General features: G+C 60.3%; 12 protein-coding genes. 5 read left to right on the plus strand and 7 right to left on the minus strand.

The genetic code is table 11. The features are described from left to right. Nucleotides 1–66: 66 nt before the first annotated feature. A complete protein-coding gene (locus KW837_RS12860; RefSeq protein WP_218396188.1) occupies nucleotides 67–777 on the plus strand; it encodes a bifunctional 2-polyprenyl-6-hydroxyphenol methylase/3-demethylubiquinol 3-O-methyltransferase UbiG in 711 nt (236 codons plus the stop codon). Nucleotides 778–859: 82 nt separating this feature from the next. Here KW837_RS12860 and KW837_RS12865 read toward each other — a convergent pair whose 3' ends face one another. The 5 genes from KW837_RS12865 to KW837_RS12885 form a co-directional block, all read right to left on the minus strand. Beyond that, nucleotides 860–2,179 carry an outer membrane protein transport protein gene (locus KW837_RS12865; protein WP_218396189.1) on the minus strand — a complete coding sequence of 440 codons (1,320 nt, stop codon included), beginning with the start codon at nucleotides 2,177–2,179 and terminating at the stop codon, nucleotides 860–862. Nucleotides 2,180–2,341: 162 nt separating this feature from the next. After that, a complete protein-coding gene (locus KW837_RS12870) occupies nucleotides 2,342–4,243 on the minus strand; it encodes an acyl-CoA synthetase (protein WP_218396192.1) in 1,902 nt (633 codons plus the stop codon). Next, nucleotides 4,243–5,199: a fumarylacetoacetate hydrolase family protein gene (locus KW837_RS12875; RefSeq protein ID WP_218396195.1), complete on the minus strand. Its 957-nt coding sequence runs from the start codon at nucleotides 5,197–5,199 to the stop codon at nucleotides 4,243–4,245. The genes KW837_RS12870 and KW837_RS12875 overlap by 1 nt, the downstream gene beginning before the upstream one ends. A gap of 175 nt (nucleotides 5,200–5,374) precedes the next feature. Next, nucleotides 5,375–6,466: a VOC family protein gene (locus tag KW837_RS12880; protein ID WP_218396197.1), complete on the minus strand. Its 1,092-nt coding sequence runs from the start codon at nucleotides 6,464–6,466 to the stop codon at nucleotides 5,375–5,377. Nucleotides 6,467–6,550: 84 nt separating this feature from the next. After that, a complete protein-coding gene (locus KW837_RS12885) occupies nucleotides 6,551–7,165 on the minus strand; it encodes a TetR/AcrR family transcriptional regulator (RefSeq protein WP_192343706.1) in 615 nt (204 codons plus the stop codon). A gap of 354 nt (nucleotides 7,166–7,519) precedes the next feature. On the opposite strand from KW837_RS12885, the gene KW837_RS12890 reads away from it, so the two are divergent. Then, nucleotides 7,520–8,755: an NADH:flavin oxidoreductase/NADH oxidase family protein gene (locus KW837_RS12890; protein WP_218396200.1), complete on the plus strand. Its 1,236-nt coding sequence runs from the start codon at nucleotides 7,520–7,522 to the stop codon at nucleotides 8,753–8,755. Nucleotides 8,756–8,777: 22 nt separating this feature from the next. On the opposite strand, the gene KW837_RS12895 is transcribed toward KW837_RS12890, so the two are convergent. Together KW837_RS12895 and KW837_RS12900 are read right to left on the minus strand one after the other, a co-directional pair. Further along, nucleotides 8,778–9,422 carry a TetR/AcrR family transcriptional regulator gene (locus KW837_RS12895; RefSeq protein ID WP_192343704.1) on the minus strand — a complete coding sequence of 215 codons (645 nt, stop codon included), beginning with the start codon at nucleotides 9,420–9,422 and terminating at the stop codon, nucleotides 8,778–8,780. Nucleotides 9,423–9,424: 2 nt separating this feature from the next. Continuing rightward, complete coding sequence (locus tag KW837_RS12900; protein ID WP_218396202.1) at nucleotides 9,425–11,083, minus strand: bifunctional 3-(3-hydroxy-phenyl)propionate/3-hydroxycinnamic acid hydroxylase; 1,659 nt, start codon at nucleotides 11,081–11,083, stop codon at nucleotides 9,425–9,427. Nucleotides 11,084–11,419: 336 nt separating this feature from the next. Between KW837_RS12900 and KW837_RS12905 the strand changes: the two genes are divergently transcribed. The 3 genes from KW837_RS12905 (at nucleotide 11,420) to KW837_RS12915 (ending at nucleotide 16,420) form a co-directional block, all read left to right on the plus strand. Beyond that, nucleotides 11,420–14,317, plus strand: a complete 2,898-nt coding sequence (locus KW837_RS12905) for an AAA family ATPase (protein ID WP_218396206.1) — start codon at nucleotides 11,420–11,422, stop codon at nucleotides 14,315–14,317. A gap of 255 nt (nucleotides 14,318–14,572) precedes the next feature. Further along, nucleotides 14,573–14,788, plus strand: a complete 216-nt coding sequence (locus tag KW837_RS12910; RefSeq protein ID WP_123495075.1) for a hypothetical protein — start codon at nucleotides 14,573–14,575, stop codon at nucleotides 14,786–14,788. 117 nt (nucleotides 14,789–14,905) lie between these two features. Next, nucleotides 14,906–16,420 carry an efflux transporter outer membrane subunit gene (locus KW837_RS12915; protein ID WP_218396740.1) on the plus strand — a complete coding sequence of 505 codons (1,515 nt, stop codon included), beginning with the start codon at nucleotides 14,906–14,908 and terminating at the stop codon, nucleotides 16,418–16,420. Nucleotides 16,421–16,442 lie beyond the last annotated feature (22 nt).

The raw sequence follows: 16,442 nt of genomic DNA on the forward strand, positions 1-16,442 counted from the left end.
AACGCTTCTGCGACCTGCCAGCACTTGTCCTATCCTTCCATCTAACCCATGACTCCGGACATCGAAATGCCCGCCCCCGAATCCACCCTCCTCCAGAGCTGGCACCACAACGCCCAATCCTGGATCGAGGCCATCCGTACCGGCACCATCGAAAGTCGCCTGAAAGTCACCGACCAGGCCATCCTGCTGGCGGTACTCGGCCGCCAACCCGAGCACGTGCTCGACCTGGGCTGCGGCGAGGGCTGGCTGTTGCGTGCCCTGGCTGACCGCGCCATCCAGGCGGTTGGTGTGGATGGCGATGCAGCGCTGGTCGAGGCGGCGCGGGCGGCGGGCTCTTCGCGGGTGCATTTGGCGAGCTATGAAGAGTTGGTGGAGGCGAAGGTAGACATTGGCAGCAACTACGACCTGATTTGCGCCAACTTCGCCCTGTTGCACCAGGACATCATTCCCCTGCTCACGGCCATGAACGCCCTGCTCGTCCCTGGTGGCACGCTGGTGATCCAGACGCTGCATCCGTGGACCGCGGCGGCGGGCGACTATCAAGATGGTTGGCGGGAGGAGACCTTCGCTGGGTTCAAGGGGCAGTGGCAACCCATGCCGTGGTACTTCCGAACGCTGTCCAGTTGGCTCAATGCTCTGGACATGGCCGGTTTTCGGCTGGCCGGCTTGCAGGAACCGCAGCACCCGCAAAGCCCTGTGCCGCAGTCATTGCTGCTGGTGGCTGAGCAAAACCCACCCACTGCCGCAAAAGTAATCGCGGCAATAGGTGCTGACTGACGGGCAGAACTGCATCACGCCCCATCGGGATAGTTGCTTTTCGATTAAAGGTGCAAGACTTGCAAAAATGGAGTCGTGTCGATCAGTACCGATAGGTTGCCTGCACTGAAATTCCATTCGCACTATTTTTGTAGTTGGCACTGTATTCCGGTTGAAGTCCGGAGTTGTTCGAATGCTGTACTGAGGCTTTTGAATCCCAGAGATAGCCATACGCAAAGTCTAACGTCAGATCGGCAGTCGGCGAATAAGCGCCGCCCAAGGTCACGGCCTGGCGATTCCCGACCGGAACGCGCACGCTGCGGTCGGCATTTCCAACGGGCGTCTGATCATAGGCGTAGCCTGCACGAATCAGCCATTGCGGGTTCAATTGATAGGATGCGCCAACCGCGGTGGACCAGGTGTCGTGCCAGTTCATCTCTTCGGCCACACGCCCCAGGCCAGCAGCCTGGCCCATGGCGGAAACACCGCTGTTGATTGCTTCGATCTTCTGAATCCGACTCCAGCGTGTCCAGGTGGTCCCCAGGTATCCGGTCCAGCGACTATTGAATCGATGGGTGATGGACGTATCCACTGATTCGGGCATCGTAAGATCTATCTGGGTGTCATACTTTCCGTCCAGCGGGATAACGCTCGGGGAGCCGGAAACCTCAGTGTGCCCTTTGAGCTGATAGTTCACCTTCGAGTGATAGGTAACCCCCCAACGGGTTGCCTCATTAAAGTCGACCAAGAGTCCGACGTTGTAGCCAATCGCCGTGTCATCGCCTTTGATGGTAACCAGTGTGTCCTGGCCGTTGTTCAGGGCGCCGGTTGCCATGTAATTCTGAAGCTTTGCATTGAAACGGTTCAGGGTCGGTCCACCCCCAATAGACACGTAATCATTGATTCGATAGGCAATGGTAGGCTGCAGCGTTATCTCCTTGGTCGTGCTGTAGGAGCCATGGTAGCGACCCTGAAAAGAGCCCTCGTAATCATTGATCAGACCACTCGGGGCATAGAGGCCCAGCCCCACCGAAAGACGCTCATCAAGCGGTGTCGACATATAGGCGAAAGGAACGGCCCCCAAAGGTACCGAGTCCCCCTCATTCGTGCCTGGGGCACTGCTCTGCGCATCACTGATGTCGTCGCTCACCGAAACGATCGCGGCACCGCCGGAAATTTCACTGCGCTTCAACTTGGTCAGGCCAGCAGGATTTCCATAGATGGTGCTGGCGTCCAGCGCGGAAGACGACCTTCCTGCATAAGCAGTTCCCGCACTGCTTGCACTTTGTTCGTTTAGAGCAATGCCATTGGCACCTGCAATAGAAGAGGCGCTGAGCAGGGCCATGGCACTGGTGACCTTAATCCAGACAGCATACTTTCGCTGAGCAGAGAGACACGGGATCACACGGCTATTCAGTTTCATTGTCCACCTCTTGTTTATTGTTTTTATTGATTGCACGCAGGCAAGGCTTCGCCTTCCTGTGCACTTTTCAGTGCCGGTTGGAATTGATCGAAGTTGTGTAAAAGGCCCTGACTGAACAACACCAGGGCACGACTGACGCGATTACAGATGCGAATCAGAGACTCAATTAAGCCACTCGGTTTGAAAGCTATAACGCCCCAAAAGCGGAGCCAGGACTTCTTGGGCAGTTCCGGCCCGGATGCAGGCGACATGCCCACGGCGATTGTCCTGCACGACCTCAACAGCAATATTCGAAAGCCCCAGGCGTTCCACTTCTTCCTGGACTACTTTGGCAATCTCCCGCTGTTGCAAAGCGGGCTTGAATATCTTGCCCACGGCAGTCAGTGGCAACGCCTCGAGAATTTCAATGCGCTTGGGGACTGCTGCCCGCTCGCTGATATTGAGATGAGCGAATGCCTCAAGTTCTTCGGCGTTGCAAACTTGCCCGGGACGCAGTTGAACGTAGGCGACTGGCACCTCGCCCGAGTAGGCATTGGGGCTGCCGATTGCAGCGGCCAAGGCGACAGCGGGATGCGCCTGCAGAGCCTCCTCGATTTGCTTGGGATCAATGTTGTGGCCGCCGCGAATGATCAACTCCTTCTTGCGTCCGGTCAGCCAGAAGTACCCCTGTGCATCCTGACGGCCCAAATCGCCCGTATTCAGCCAGCGCTGACCTTCGATATCGATCCAAAGGCCCTGGTTATGACGCTCCTCCAGATAGCCCTCGAAGACATTCGGGCCACTGATCGTGATGAGGCCGATCTCATCCACATTGGCGTCGCGCAGGTACTCTCCAGAATCATCGAGCACGACCGCGCGCATATTCTGGTAGGCAATCCGCAGCCCGATGGAGCCGATACGGCGCTCGCCATGGGGCGGATTGATTGAGGAAACGCAGGTGCCCTCCGTCAGACCGTAACCTTCAAGGATCTTTACCCCGGTCCTGCGCTCGAACTCCCGGAAAAGCTCAGCCGGCATGGGTGCGGCGCCACACATTGCATAGCGAAGACTGGACAGGTCGCAGCCCTGCCATTCATTTTGCAGAAGTGCGGCATAGACAGTTGGCACGCCGGAAAAGAGGTTGATACCGAAGTGCTCGACCATCTCCCAGAATCGTGGGATCACCCCCTCGCCACGATAGCCATGAGGCGTGCCGAGGATCACATGGTCGCCCTGAGTCCAAGGCACCAGCCCCGTCACCAGTTGTCCATTGACATGAAACAGCGGCAGGCCACAAAAGATAACCTGGCCACCACTGCGTGGCTGCAAATGAGCGGCTACGGCCCATGCATTGAACACTTCAGAGCCATGGCTACGCGCGGCGATCTTGGGGAGCCCGGTGGTGCCGCCCGTACAAATGTAGGAGGAGCACTCATCGCGGCGGATTTGCCGACCGCTCTTCAGGTGTGTGTGCGGCTGAGTACTCATCAGCGATTGCCAATCGTGGATCGCGATATCTCGATGCAAGCCTCGTTCCTTCAGTGCCGCTGCTTTCAGAGCCCCACGCACGGGTTCGGCGACATAGGGCTCCATGCTGACCCACACGACAGACCTGACCGTGGGCAACTGATCCAGTTGCGAAGCCAGTTTGGGCCACAGATCGCTGCCCGCCGTCGGCGCGAGCGTCACTACCACGGATGCCTTCGCAGCATCCAGCAAGCCAGCTATCTGCTTGGCCTCGAGCAGCGGATTAATCGCCATGACGATGCCCGCCGCCTCCCCGCCCCATATCGTGAAATGGGTTTCCGGCAGATTGGGCAAGATAAAGGCAAGCACCTCGCCCGGTTTTATACCCAGGTCATGGAAAGCATTCGCCGCGCGGGTGATATCCGCGAAGAGCTGGGAGTAGTTCCATTTGTAGGTGCGCTTGAAATCGGCGGCATCGGCGAAGAAGCTAAGCGCCGGTGCCTGGGGGGAGCACCGGGCTGCCTGTCGCAGCGCTTCATAAGTGCTGGATGCCAGGCCACGTTCCGACAGGGGGACTTGTTCGAGGCTTTCGATGTCACTCAGGGTCTGCACAACCATCAGGCTTCCTCCACGACTCGGTTGCGTTGCACGCCGAGGTCGATCACACCATCGGCGCTGCGAATGCGCGCCTCAACCACGTCACCTGGCTTGAGATATTGCGTCCGACCTTCCTGCGCCTTGAGGAACAGCTTCCATTTAGTGGCTTCTGGCATCAGGGCCGCAATACGCTGTTTGCCAGGCGAAGGTACCGTGAGCGCACAGCCAGCAGGCGTACCGGTGGCGATCAGGTCTCCAGCGGCGAAATCTTGCAGGCCGGAAAGTTCGGTAAGGGTTTCAGCGGGGCCGTAAACCAGGTTGGCCGTGCTGTCGTTCTGTCGCACCTGGTCGTTGACCGTCAGGCGCAGTTGCAGCTCTTTGAGGTAACGAATGTTCGTGGCATCCAGAAGGCAGAGGTACGGGCCGACCGGACCGAAAGTGCGGAAGCTCTTGCCCTTGTAGAACTGCATCTGAGGAATCTGAATGTCACGAGCCGAGTAGTCGTTGACGATGACGACGCCTGCAATGAACTCATGCAGATTGGCGTCGGTGACAGCAACAGCGCCGTTGATCGCGCGTTTCATCACCAGCCCCAGTTCGATCTCGTAGTCAAGGAAGCGCACGGTGCGCGGCTTGATCAGGTCGCTGTCAGCCGCCACCAGGCAACTCGTCGCCTTGGTGAAGATCATGTTGAATTTCTTCGCATCCGGGTCCATGCCCGACTCGATCATGTGCTGACGGTAATTGGCGCCCTGGCAGACGAACTGCTGGTTACGGGTCACCGGCGACAGCAGTTTCACTTCGCCCTCCGCAAGCTCCGTACCTGTTATTTGAGCGAGGTCGTCGATACTGTTTTCGCGAATGAAATCACCGGTGGTTTCAAAAGCGCCGGGGACAACCGTGATACGGCCCTGGCGTAGCACGCCCCAGTGGATACCGTTCTGAAATTCGAAGCGGACTACGTGTACAGCAGACATTGAAGGTACTCCTGGAGCGGCGTTTGTCTCGCGCTCGGCGGCGCGAGAACTGTGGTGTTGTTCTGAGAGGGGGCTGGCAACGCTGTAGACCAACGAGCCGCCGGCGATCAACGCGCCGGCTTTGAGCACATCCCGACGGCCATACCTGGTTGCATTGCCCGACATGGCGGCAGCTCTACCCGAACATCCGCATGAGTGTTATCAACTTGCGAATGCTCAAGTCCGGACTGCGTCGCAGGTTGCGCAACAGCGCACGCAGATTGGCCAGGCTCATCTTCGGTTTTGTAAAACGCTTGGGCATGCGCTGCCCCCACTGCGCCATTGCCTCGGGGCTCACGGGATGAATGCCCGTAGGCTGTGCAGCCGTGAAAATATCCCCGTCGCAGTAATGCTCGTGCTTATCGCCCCAAGGGTCTTGCCAGTAATCGAAGATCTGACTGCCCAGAATGTGTCGGCCGATGCCCCATGAGTGCACCCAACCGCGCTCGCGCAGGACGCGCTGCCCCATGCCCACAGCGTCCGCATCGACGACCTCATAGGCGCTATGGCTATAGGTCGCCATGAACCCTTGCGCTATCGCGAGCGTATGGTGATCCGCAGGAGTGTCACCAAGGTCAAGGCGCATAAAGGTGACAATAGGTGTGCCATCGGGGAGTACCTGTACGTCGCTGGGAATCAACCCGAAATGCTTCGTATACCAGGCGCAGGTCGCCTGGTAGTCGGCAACTTCGATGACGATGTGGCCCAGTTTGAGGACTTCAGCCGGAGCGATCGGCGGGCGCTGCGTGGCGTTAATTCGCGGTTGCTCCTGCGCCAGATTCCAGGAAAGAGGAGCTCTGTGTCCCAGCGTTATACCTGCCGTCTGGTCGCAAACAGCTTCCACGATGAATCCGGAAGGATCGGTGAGTTTGACGCAATACCCACCACCAGGATGTTCTGATTTTTCTACCAATGACGCGCCTGGGATGCGCGTCAGTTTTTCCAGATCCTTGAGCGACTGGACTGCCAGTCCGAACCCGACAAAACGTGCATGTTCTGCACGATGGACACGGTAACAGTAAGCAGCGGGGACGGTGGCGCGCAGGTAAAGCGTATCGGCGTCCTGCTGACTTACCGACAGGCCGAAGTCAGTCAGGAACCGCGCCGCCTCGTTCAAATCCGGCCGTTGAAAGATCAGGTGCGTCAGATCCTGGGCCTTCACCGTCGGTTGCGGATGCCGGGCAGGTTGTGGTGTCGCTAACCGGGGCATTTCATTTTTGTGGGTCATTGTTCTTGTTTTCCGGGTTTTCAGGGTAAAGCCGTCCCCGCACCCCTGAAAATCCAGGGGTGTCTGGTTGACTCGGTTAATGAATCAGTCGAGGGAAGGCAGTGCTGGCAACTCGCTGGTCGCCAGCGCTCTAGCCTCTTCAGGCGGGACGCCCAATGCCCGCAGCACCAGCTCGGCCGTGTCAGAGCCCGATTCGCGCCACGTCCTGTGGCCTTCCAGCACCAGGAAAATCGAGCCCAGGACACTGCTCGATATCAGCGTCATTACCGAGAGCAATTGCCCCTTTTCAAACGTGTACCGCCCACTGGACAGTCCGCTCAGAAGATCGGTCGTCGCTTGGCTGCTGAACATTTCGCGCAACGAAGCATTGCTCATGGCGAATTTATGGATGAACGCCCCCCACTGAGAGTCTTCGTGCGCTCGACGAATGAACAATCGAATGCCATTGGCAAGGCGCTGAGCCGGATCAGTGAGGGAGTTGAAGCTCTTGTTGACACGCTCATGCATCTCCTTGGCGAGATGGCTGGCGACCGCCTCGAACAGGCTTTCCATGTTGTCGATGTTGCTATAGACCGTTCCGCGCGCCACGCCTGCCTCTTGTGCGAGGTCAAGAATGTTCACTTGTGAGGTGCCTCTTTCAGCGAACAGGCGAAAGGCGGCTTGATGAATACGGCGCTGTGTTGGGTTCAGGGATTCCACGGTTCTCTCTCCAGGATTACCTTATGGCCCGATTGAACACCTGTGTTCAGTTTACGTCAACAACGTTTTTTGAATTAAATACGTTTTTCTCAATGAGATCCTTTCTATGGCTAAAAAAACCGGTAGAACGATTGGATATGGCAGGATCGTTGAAGGGCTCTACACATTGACACAACTGAACACGCGTGTTCAGCTATGTCGTGTTTCTGGCTCGCCGTCCCGGCAGGTCATCAAACCGGCCCCTCGATGCAAACCAGGAGCTCAACAACCTGAGCAAGCACTGTGCAGACGGTGCTCAAACGGTATGACCCTTAGCGATGGCTGGCCGAATTCTCATCAGCTGAAGGACAGAACATGACCGGCTCAAAGCTCTTCAAACCGCTTCGTTTGCCTAACGGCACGGTGATTCCCAACCGAATCGCCAAGGCTGCCATGGAGGAGAATCTTGCCAATGAGGATCACGCTCCAGGGGATGCGCTGGTTAAGCTCTACCGGCGTTGGGCGGACGGTGGGGCCGGCCTGATCATCACTGGCAACGTCATGGTTGACCGCCACGCCTTGACCGGACCCGCTGGTGTAGTGCTTGAGGACGATCGGAACCTGGGCCAGTTCAGGCTATGGGCCGATGCTTGCCGCAGTCGCGGAGCCCAGGCCTGGATGCAAATCAATCATCCCGGACGGCAGCTATTGGCCTCCATGGGGCAATCGGCACGGGGCCCCTCCGCGGTGGCTGTCGACATTCCCGGACTATCAAAGGCCTTTGTGCCGCCCAGAGCCTTGAATGAGCAGGAGATCGAAGAGCTGATTGAGCGCTATACCCGGGCCGCAGTGCTGGCTGAGCGTGCCGGATTCACCGGCGTGGAGATTCATGCAGCGCATGGTTACCTGTTCAGCCAATTCCTTTCGCCCTTGACCAACCGGCGTAGCGACCGCTGGGGAGGCAGCCTGGAAAATCGTGCGCAAATTCTCCTGCAAACCATCGATGCAATACGCCGGCGAGTGGCACCGATCTTTTGCGTCGCTGTGAAGCTCAATTCCGCGGACTTTCAGCGCGGTGGTTTCGATGCCGAGGATGCGGCGCGCGTGGTGGAAATGCTCAACGCCAAGGCGGTCGACCTGGTCGAGTTGTCCGGTGGCAGCTACGAAAGCCCGGCGATGCAGGGGCAAACCCGCGATGGCAGCCGCCTGGCTCGAGAAGCGTATTTTCTCGAGTGCGCGGAAAAAATAGGAGAAATCGCGCGCATGCCGCTGATGGTCACCGGCGGCGTGCGCAGAAAGGAGGTCGCGGAGCGAGTGGTGAGCGGCTCGGTGTCGATGGTGGGGCTTGCCACTGCGCTGGCAATCGAGCCGGCCCTGCCAAACCAGTGGATGGCAGGTCAGGACACCGAAGTGGAGCCGATCGTCGTCCGCTGGAAGAATAAGGCGCTGGCGTCGCTTGCAGTGGCGTCGGTGGTCAAGAAGCAACTCGGCTTGTTGAGCCAAGGCAAACAGACAAAACCCAGGACGTCGCCACTCATGGCATTGATCGGCAATCAGCTGAAATCTCGTCGCCAGGCGAAGAACTATCGGCAATGGATTGGCCGGGCTTAGCCGGCCGAGGATGACATCAGGACTAGGGTAGCGGCTTACCAGCGATTTTCTTGGCTCTGGCAGGTGTTACGCCCAGCGCCTTGAGAATCATCTCGGCAACCTGCAGATCGTGCTCCGCCACCGCACGCCCTTCGACAACCGAACGCATGGCGCCGGTGGTGCACGATACGACCATGTCCAGGGCGATCCCTTCGTCCTCGTAAGCGAAAGTCCCCGCGCGCAGCCCTTCACGCAAGTCGCCCAGCACATGGGCGGCCAAGCGCGAGCGCATGGTCTGATCGGAATGGATGATGCGCAGCAGTGCGTTAGCCCATTGATGGTCGTACGCGGCCCGGCAGATGAACATGCGCACGCCAATCGAAAGCCGCTGTGCACCACAGTGTACGTCCGAGCTCAGGGCGGAAATGGCATCGGAGAACTCGCTCGCCATGGCGATGCCAACCGCCTCGAGGACTTCATCGCGCGTTCGAAAATAGTTGTAGATGGTGCCGTTGGAGACCGCGGCCTCCGCGGCGACATCGAGCAGTGCAATCTCCCCCACTTCCTTGCGTGCGACCAGACGCAACGCCGCGTCCACCAGGCCGCGACGGGTGCGTTCCCGCTTCTTGTGGCCTCGAGTGAGAGGCTCTTGCTCAGTTGCTTCTGAAGGAAAAATGGGGGAAGGCATCTTCACGCTCTTAATCGAGGAGGCTCGTTTATGGTAATGGAAACGTTGTCGGCCGTGGAATCGGCGCTACCCATCAGGATCAGGCAGTCTCGAACCAGGCTGCCTGCCTGTGCGCCGGGAGCGTGGTGCATGATGATACGGTCGGGGCGGATCGCGACGAGCGTGCCTTTGGCAGCCAGCGGCAGGATGTCATGGTTCAGGTCTTCGATGAAGTCGCAAGCGCTGTCGGAGCGCTGACCGCAGGCTCCGATCTGCAAGAAGTGGCCTCCCATCTGTATCCAGGAAAAGACCTCGGCAGCGCTCAGCAGCGACAACGGGTCGACACCGAATCCGACCAGGGTCAGGTTGTGTCCAAGCGCATCGTCGCTCAGTTGGATCTGCTGTTGCGTGTTGCGTACCCAGGCCTGGGGAAACAGGCTGCCACGCACCAGTTTGTCGCCACGACGATGACGCATGAACAGACCGTTTTTGAAGATGTTCTTCGGTTTGATGTCCAGTTGTTCGAAGTACTTTCTGGAAGCGGGAGTCAACGCCAGCGCGCGCATCATTGCGTGGATGAAGAAAGCGGCGACCTTGTTTCTTGGCATCACCAGACGGCCCATGAGTTTTGCCAGATTGATCATCGCCTGGGCATGGGGGCGGCGCTCTACGTCATAGGTATCGAGTACTGAAGGCGCGGCTTGGCCGTGAAGGACCCAGGCCAGTTTCCAGGCGAGGTTGGCGCCATCTCGAAGCCCCGCTACGAGACCTTGCCCGACAAAGGGGGGAGTAATGTGGGCTGCATCCCCTACAAGGAAAACTCGCCCCTTGCTGAACCTGTTGCAGCAGCGCGCGTGGAATCGATACACCGCCTTGCGCTCGACTTCCAGCTCCTGCGGATTGATCCATGGCGCAATCAGCCGAGCGATGCTTTCCGGGCTTTCCAGCTCTTCCCGGGATTCGCCTGGGTGCAGCATGAACTCCCAGCGCTCCCTTCCGCCGGGCGCAGGCATGTGCGGCGTTGGGCGCTTTGGATCACAGAGAAACTCAACGTGATCAATGGCTGACTTATGCCGGTTTTTGGCATCGACAATCAGCCAATCCTCTGCATAGGTTTGTCCTTCGAATTCCTGGCCGATCAAGGCCCTGACCCTGGAGCTGGCACCATCCGCACCGATCAGGTATCGGGCGCGAATGAAATGCAGATGGCCGTCCTGGTCCCGAACGGAGGCGACGACACAATCCGATTCCTCGACCAGATTCTCGAGCTCGAAGCCACCCAGGCTGGTCACCGACTTCAGCCCAGAAACCTGTTTACGCATCGCGTGTTCGAGGTCGGGTTGATAGAAAGTCACCAGTTTGGGGTGGCCGTCGATGCACCCGGCGGTGTTGGCCCGACTGAATTGCCCGAGGACCGGGGAGTGCATCTTCACTTCAGGGATAACGATCTTCTCGAAAGCATCTTCCGACAATCCGGCGAGTTGCAGGATGCGAAGCGCCTCGTTGTCCAGAGCGATGGCACGAGGCATTAGCAGGACCTCATGGGTCTTGTCCAATACCAGTGTCTTTACTCCATAGCGGCCGAGCAGCGCCGCGATTGTCGCCCCTACCGGGCCGTTACCGACGACTAGCACATCGACGGCGGTGGGAGGCAGTTGCGAAGCTTTTTTGTTGTTGTTCATCTCGAGCCCTTGTTGTGATTGAAGTGGTGAGACGCGCCGGTCTCATCGTCAGGCAAGGTCAAGGTATGTAAAATTGAGACATATTTCAATATTGAAATTTTCGTCATTACCATTTCAAGATCATTACCACCTCGGAATGAGGCCCTATGTTCTGTGCCGAAGGTGTCAGGGGGCCTTGCGCCGTCGCAACGTCTCATCGAATTGTCCCGCGATGGAGAGCGGGTAGCGTTTGCATCGATTTCCGACCGGCGAGGCTTGGCTTATGAGCCGATCAGCGTTGTTATTGGAGTAATGGCCCAGTGCTAGAAACTATGTTTTAGTCTTCAGGAATCCAACGTGGCGCGTCCGCAGCCTCATCCGAACCCAGTCCAGCTCTGCTTCGTCGAGTTCGAGCTCGACGAAGCCAACGCCTGCTTGTTACGTAACGGAGAAGCCGTGGCGTTGGCACCAACGCCCTTCACTCTGCTGTGCGCACTTGCACGCCAACCCGGATCGCTGGTGACCAAAGATGCCTTGCTTGATGCCGTGTGGGGGCATCGGTTCGTCAGCGATTCAGTGCTGAAGACGGCCATCAGCGATCTGCGCAAGGTGCTGGGCGATGACCCCAGGCAGCCCCGCTTCATTGAGACTGTGTCGCGGCGCGGCTATCGCTTCATCGCCGCGCCATCCCCTGCCCCTTCGATGCCGCCGGCATCCGCGACGGTGCCGGCGGCCGGTGCGTATCCGTCGCCGCCATTCATTGGTCGCACCGACAAACTTTCAAAACTGCAGCGCGCGTGGGAGCGGGCTTACGGAGGGCAACGCGCAGTGGTCTGGCTTGCCGGAGAGCCGGGGATTGGCAAGACCACGTTGATCGAACACTTCCTCGCCAGCCTTGGTGACATCGCCTGCGCACGTGGCCATTGCGTGGAGCACTACGGCACCGGCGAGCCGTACCTGCCGGTGCTGGAAGCGTTGGCCGATCTGTGCCGCAGCGACCCCGCCCTGCTGACGCTGCTGCGCGCCGTGGCGCCAACCTGGCTGCTGCAACTGCCGTGGCTGAGCACCGCGCAAGAGCGAGACGCGTTGCGGCGCGAGCTTGCCGGCATCGGTCCGGATCGCATGCTGCGGGAAATGGGCGAACTGCTGGACCGCTACACTGAACAGCGGCCGCTGTTGCTGGTAACCGAAGACCTGCATTGGAGCGATCGAGCGACGGTCCAGCTCATCGACTATGTGGCGCGGCGACGGGGCCGCACGCGGCTTATGTGGCTGGCGAGCTTCCGCGTCGCCGAAGTGGTGGCGCTTGATCATCCGCTCAACTCGTTGCGCCACGAACTGCGCCTGCAACGTCTGTGCGAGGAAGTGGTGCTCGACCCGTTCTCGGAAACCGAGGTCGCTGACTATGTCGCATTGCGTTCGGCCTCGCTGGCCCGCGATGAAGCTTTCGTACGCGCCCTGCACGAGCGCACCGACGGTGTGCCGCTGTTCGTCTCGTCAGTCATCAGCGAAGTGATGGACACAACGGGCGACGACGCCACCATCGAGGCCCGGCTGGCGGGGATGGCGGTTCCCGAGAACCTTGCGGCCATCATTGATCACTACATCACCAAGCTCGGGCCGGAGCAGCTTGCGCTGCTCTCGGCGGCAGCGGTATGCGGAGTCGAGTTCCGGGTCGAGACGGTTTCGCTGGCCCTCGAACGCGACCTCGCTTCGGTAGCCCACGCCTGCGAGGAACTGGTGCGCGAGCAGGTGTGGCTCACGCAGTCGCGGGCCGCTGAACTTGAAGAAACGATGGAGTTACCCTACTCGTTCCGCCATGCCCTCTTCCGCCAGGTACTGTACGACCGCACGCCGCGCTCATTGCGTACCCACCTTCATCGCCAGGTTGGCACTGCGCTCGAACGCGAGCGCATGGCCGGCGTGCCGGTTGCTGCCTCGGAGCTGGCGACGCACTTCGACCGGGCCCGGCAGCCGATGATCGCGCTGCACTACTACGCCGAGGCCGCGGAAGCCGCGTTGCTGCACTTCAGCCCAGCCTTGTGCTTCGGTCTCACTGAGCGCGCGATGGTCCTGCTGTGGCAGGCGCCGGAAGGGATGGAGCGCGATACGCTCGAAATTACCTTGGCCACGCTGCAAGGCGTATCGGCGTTCCATACGCTCGGTGTCGGCAGCGAAGCCAGGAACGCGTTCGAACGCGCGTACACGCGGCTAACGGATGTACCCGAGCATCCGATGCGCGGTCGCCTGCTGCACGGATTCGGCTATCTGCTCGGTCTGCGCGGCGACTATACGTTGGCGCTGGCGGTCGCGGAACGCGCCGAAGCCCTATCGATCGAAGCGAACGACCCAGCACTCACACTGGTGGCGTGCATCGTGCAGGGCGAGGTTCATCATCTCCAGGGGCACACGCAGGCAACCCGCCGATGGCTGGAGCGCGCACTCGCAATCGCCGAGCCGCTGGACATCGGGGCGAACGAGATCTTTGCGGCCGATCCTCAGGTCATGCTGCACGGCATGCTGGCCATAGAACTCGTGCGTTCTGGCCTGGTTGAGCAAGGCCAAGCTCATATGCAACTGGCGCGAAACCGCGCACAAACGCTTCGCCAGCCCATGACCTGGCTGGTCGCCACCTGGCAGGAGGTGTTGATCGAAGTGCGAATGGGAAACCCTGTGCGTGTGGCAGCGCTGGCTGACGACATGCAGACATTGGTCGACGAGTATTCGCTCGCACTGGGGCGCACGGCTTGCCGCTGGTGGCACGGCTGGGCTGACGCGCGCAACGGCGCACCGCGCGACGGCTACCGCAGCATCCGCGAGGCCTACGAAGAACACACCGGACTCGGCATGCGCTCCGGTGCCAGCGAGGTGCTCGGCTACGCCGCCGAGGCGTTGCTGCTGGCGGGTGATTGCGATGCCGCGCGAGTCGAGCTACAGGAAGCCCTACACGTTGGGGAAGAACTGGGCGAGCGCGTGTACCTGCCGCAATTGTTGCTGCTGGAGGCAGCGATTGCGCGGACGCAGGGCCGGCTCGATGCCGGCAGCATTGCGGTGCGGCGTGCGGTTGAGGAGGCGCGCACCCAGGAAGCACCGTGGCTGGAGCTGCAGGCGTTAGTCGAACTGTGTGGGCACCACGACGCTACGGCCGAGGACCGCCAGGCCCTGGCGGCGCTGCTTGACCAGTTGCCCGAAACGGAGGGAACCGAGCTGGTGAAACGTGCGCGCTCGCTGCTTCAGGGCGCAAAGTCTGATTGAAGAGCTAAGGGCGCAAACTTGTGGGAGTGAGCCTGCTCGCGATGACGGAGGTACATTCAGCATCAATATTGGCTGACCCGTCGCCATCGCGAGCAGGCTCGCTCCCACAGGGGCTGCGGTGTTCAAACCCTTAACTTACCGGCATTGATTTCTGTCGGAGCGGTGCTGTCCCGACCGAAGTCTGACCTTTCGCTTACGACTCGACCCAGGAGGCGGCCTACGCTGTCGTCGAACTTTCTTGCCCCCTGGTCTGTGATGAGTCTGAACCCTGAATCCAAGTACCCCAATCGTCGCTCGTATGTCCTGAAGCTACGCAGCGATGCCACGCCCGGAGCCCTTGCGGGCCGCCTCGAAAACCTGGTCACCGGGCGTCAGCGCGAGTTTTCGTCTGCCGAAGAATTGCTGGAGTCGATTGACTCGGACCTCACGTCGGCAGCCGACGAGCACGCGGCAAATGCCGACGGCGAGTGACGCCTCCAACATGAACGAGCGCTCGATATGGCGACCGAACGGCGACGTTTCGCTGACGACTTCGCGCATACCGGGCCCTACGCTGATGCCACCTCGAATCTATACGAGTCCAATCCGATGCTGCGATGTCCCCTTCCCCTTCCGTTGACCCGCTATGCCGGGCAGACGCCTCTGCAACATGCCGAACGCCTGTTCGGCGTCGTCGTGGGTGCGGCGCTTGCCGCGTCTATCGCGCTGGTCTTGACCGGTTGCTCTACTGAGGTCGCCAAGCCGTCGGTAGACCTGCCGGCCAAGTTCGCCGCAAGCACAGCCTCCGAAATGGAACCCGAAGCCGCGTGGTGGGAGACGTTCAACGACCCGGTGTTGACGGATCTGGTGCGCCGCGCGATGCGTGAAAACCGTGATATCAAGATCGCCGCCGAGCGTGTGCGCACCGCTCGCGCCGGTGAGACGATCAGTCGCTCCTGGCTCTTTCCGAGTGTCGGAATGTCCGCCTTCGGCTCCGACCGTAGCAGCGGCTACAGCACGGCCAAGAAGCAGGGTTATCCAGATACCGAGACCGTGGGCGCCGGTCTGGACGTCTCTTGGGAACTTGACCTCAGCGGACGCCTACGTGCTGGAGCAGCGGCGGCCGAGGCCGAGGCACTGGCCGCGGAGGACGGCGTGCGCGGCGTGCGTCTGCTGGTGATGAGCGACATCGCCAGCAACTACTTCACGCTGGTCGGCGCGCTGCGCCAGGCCGAAACATTACGCGCGATCTCGACGGCGCAAGACGAGACACTGCGCCTGGTTAACGCGCGCCACCGTGTAGGGCTGGCAACCTCCTTCGACGTCGAGCGCGCGCAAACCGATGCCGCATCGGCGCGCGCGCAAATCCCACCGTTGGAGACGCTGGCAGCCGTATCGCGACACCGCATCGCGGTACTGATCGGGGATCAGGCCTTTAACGCCACGAGCATCCAGCCCTCCCGTGGCAACGCGGTGGCGCCCGAGATCCGCCAGGGGCAGCCCGCCACCCTGCTACAGCGTCGGCCTGATGTATTGGCGCTGATGGCGCAGCTCGATGCCGCCAATGCGCACCGTAAACAAGCTGCGGCTGAGTGGTTCCCGCGGCTGTTCCTCGGCGCATCCTACGGCCGCCAGGGCCTTGAGCTGAACGGTCTGGACCTGGGCGCCGCACGCTTCACCAACGTGGCCGGTCTGCTCGCGATGCCGATCTTCAACGCCGGGCGCACACGCGCGATCAACGAGGTTGCCGAGAGCGGCCAGCGTGAGGCGCTATTGCGCGCCGAGGACGGCATTGTGCGCGCACTCGAAGACGTGGAGAACGCCCTCGTCACGCAGACGCAAGAGCGTCAGCGCGCCCAGTCATTGCAGTCGGCCACCGAGTCTGCGGAGGCGGCACTGAGCCACGCGCAATCGCTCTACGACAGGGGGCAGATCGACCTGTTGCCGCTGCTCGACGCGCAACGGGCGCGCCTGGCGGTTCGCCTGAATGCCAACGACAGCAACACCCGGCTGCTGCTCGATAGCGTGCAGCTCTACAAGGCACTGGGCGGGGGCTGGCAGGTGTTCGAACAACCCGCTACTCCCACCGCAGCCACCACAGCCGACCGGCCACCACTTTCCTAAGAAACTGCCGTTTTTCAAAGAG

The sequence above is a fragment of the Pseudomonas sp. PDM24 genome (assembly GCF_019218905.1).
Taxonomy (GTDB): domain Bacteria; phylum Pseudomonadota; class Gammaproteobacteria; order Pseudomonadales; family Pseudomonadaceae; genus Aquipseudomonas.

What these genes read in the sequence shown, in the direction of transcription:
- KW837_RS12860 (WP_218396188.1), top strand. Translation starts at nt 67, where the DNA reads ATGCCCGCCCCCGAATCCACCCTCCTCCAGAGCTGGCACCACAACGCC.
- KW837_RS12865 (WP_218396189.1), bottom strand. Translation starts at nt 2,179, where the DNA reads ATGAAACTGAATAGCCGTGTGATCCCGTGTCTCTCTGCTCAGCGAAAG.
- KW837_RS12870 (WP_218396192.1), bottom strand. Translation starts at nt 4,243, where the DNA reads ATGGTTGTGCAGACCCTGAGTGACATCGAAAGCCTCGAACAAGTCCCC.
- KW837_RS12875 (WP_218396195.1), bottom strand. Translation starts at nt 5,199, where the DNA reads ATGTCTGCTGTACACGTAGTCCGCTTCGAATTTCAGAACGGTATCCAC.
- KW837_RS12880 (WP_218396197.1), bottom strand. Translation starts at nt 6,466, where the DNA reads ATGACCCACAAAAATGAAATGCCCCGGTTAGCGACACCACAACCTGCC.
- KW837_RS12890 (WP_218396200.1), top strand. Translation starts at nt 7,520, where the DNA reads ATGACCGGCTCAAAGCTCTTCAAACCGCTTCGTTTGCCTAACGGCACG.
- KW837_RS12895 (WP_192343704.1), bottom strand. Translation starts at nt 9,422, where the DNA reads ATGCCTTCCCCCATTTTTCCTTCAGAAGCAACTGAGCAAGAGCCTCTC.
- KW837_RS12900 (WP_218396202.1), bottom strand. Translation starts at nt 11,083, where the DNA reads ATGAACAACAACAAAAAAGCTTCGCAACTGCCTCCCACCGCCGTCGAT.
- KW837_RS12910 (WP_123495075.1), top strand. Translation starts at nt 14,573, where the DNA reads ATGAGTCTGAACCCTGAATCCAAGTACCCCAATCGTCGCTCGTATGTC.
- KW837_RS12915 (WP_218396740.1), top strand. Translation starts at nt 14,906, where the DNA reads ATGCTGCGATGTCCCCTTCCCCTTCCGTTGACCCGCTATGCCGGGCAG.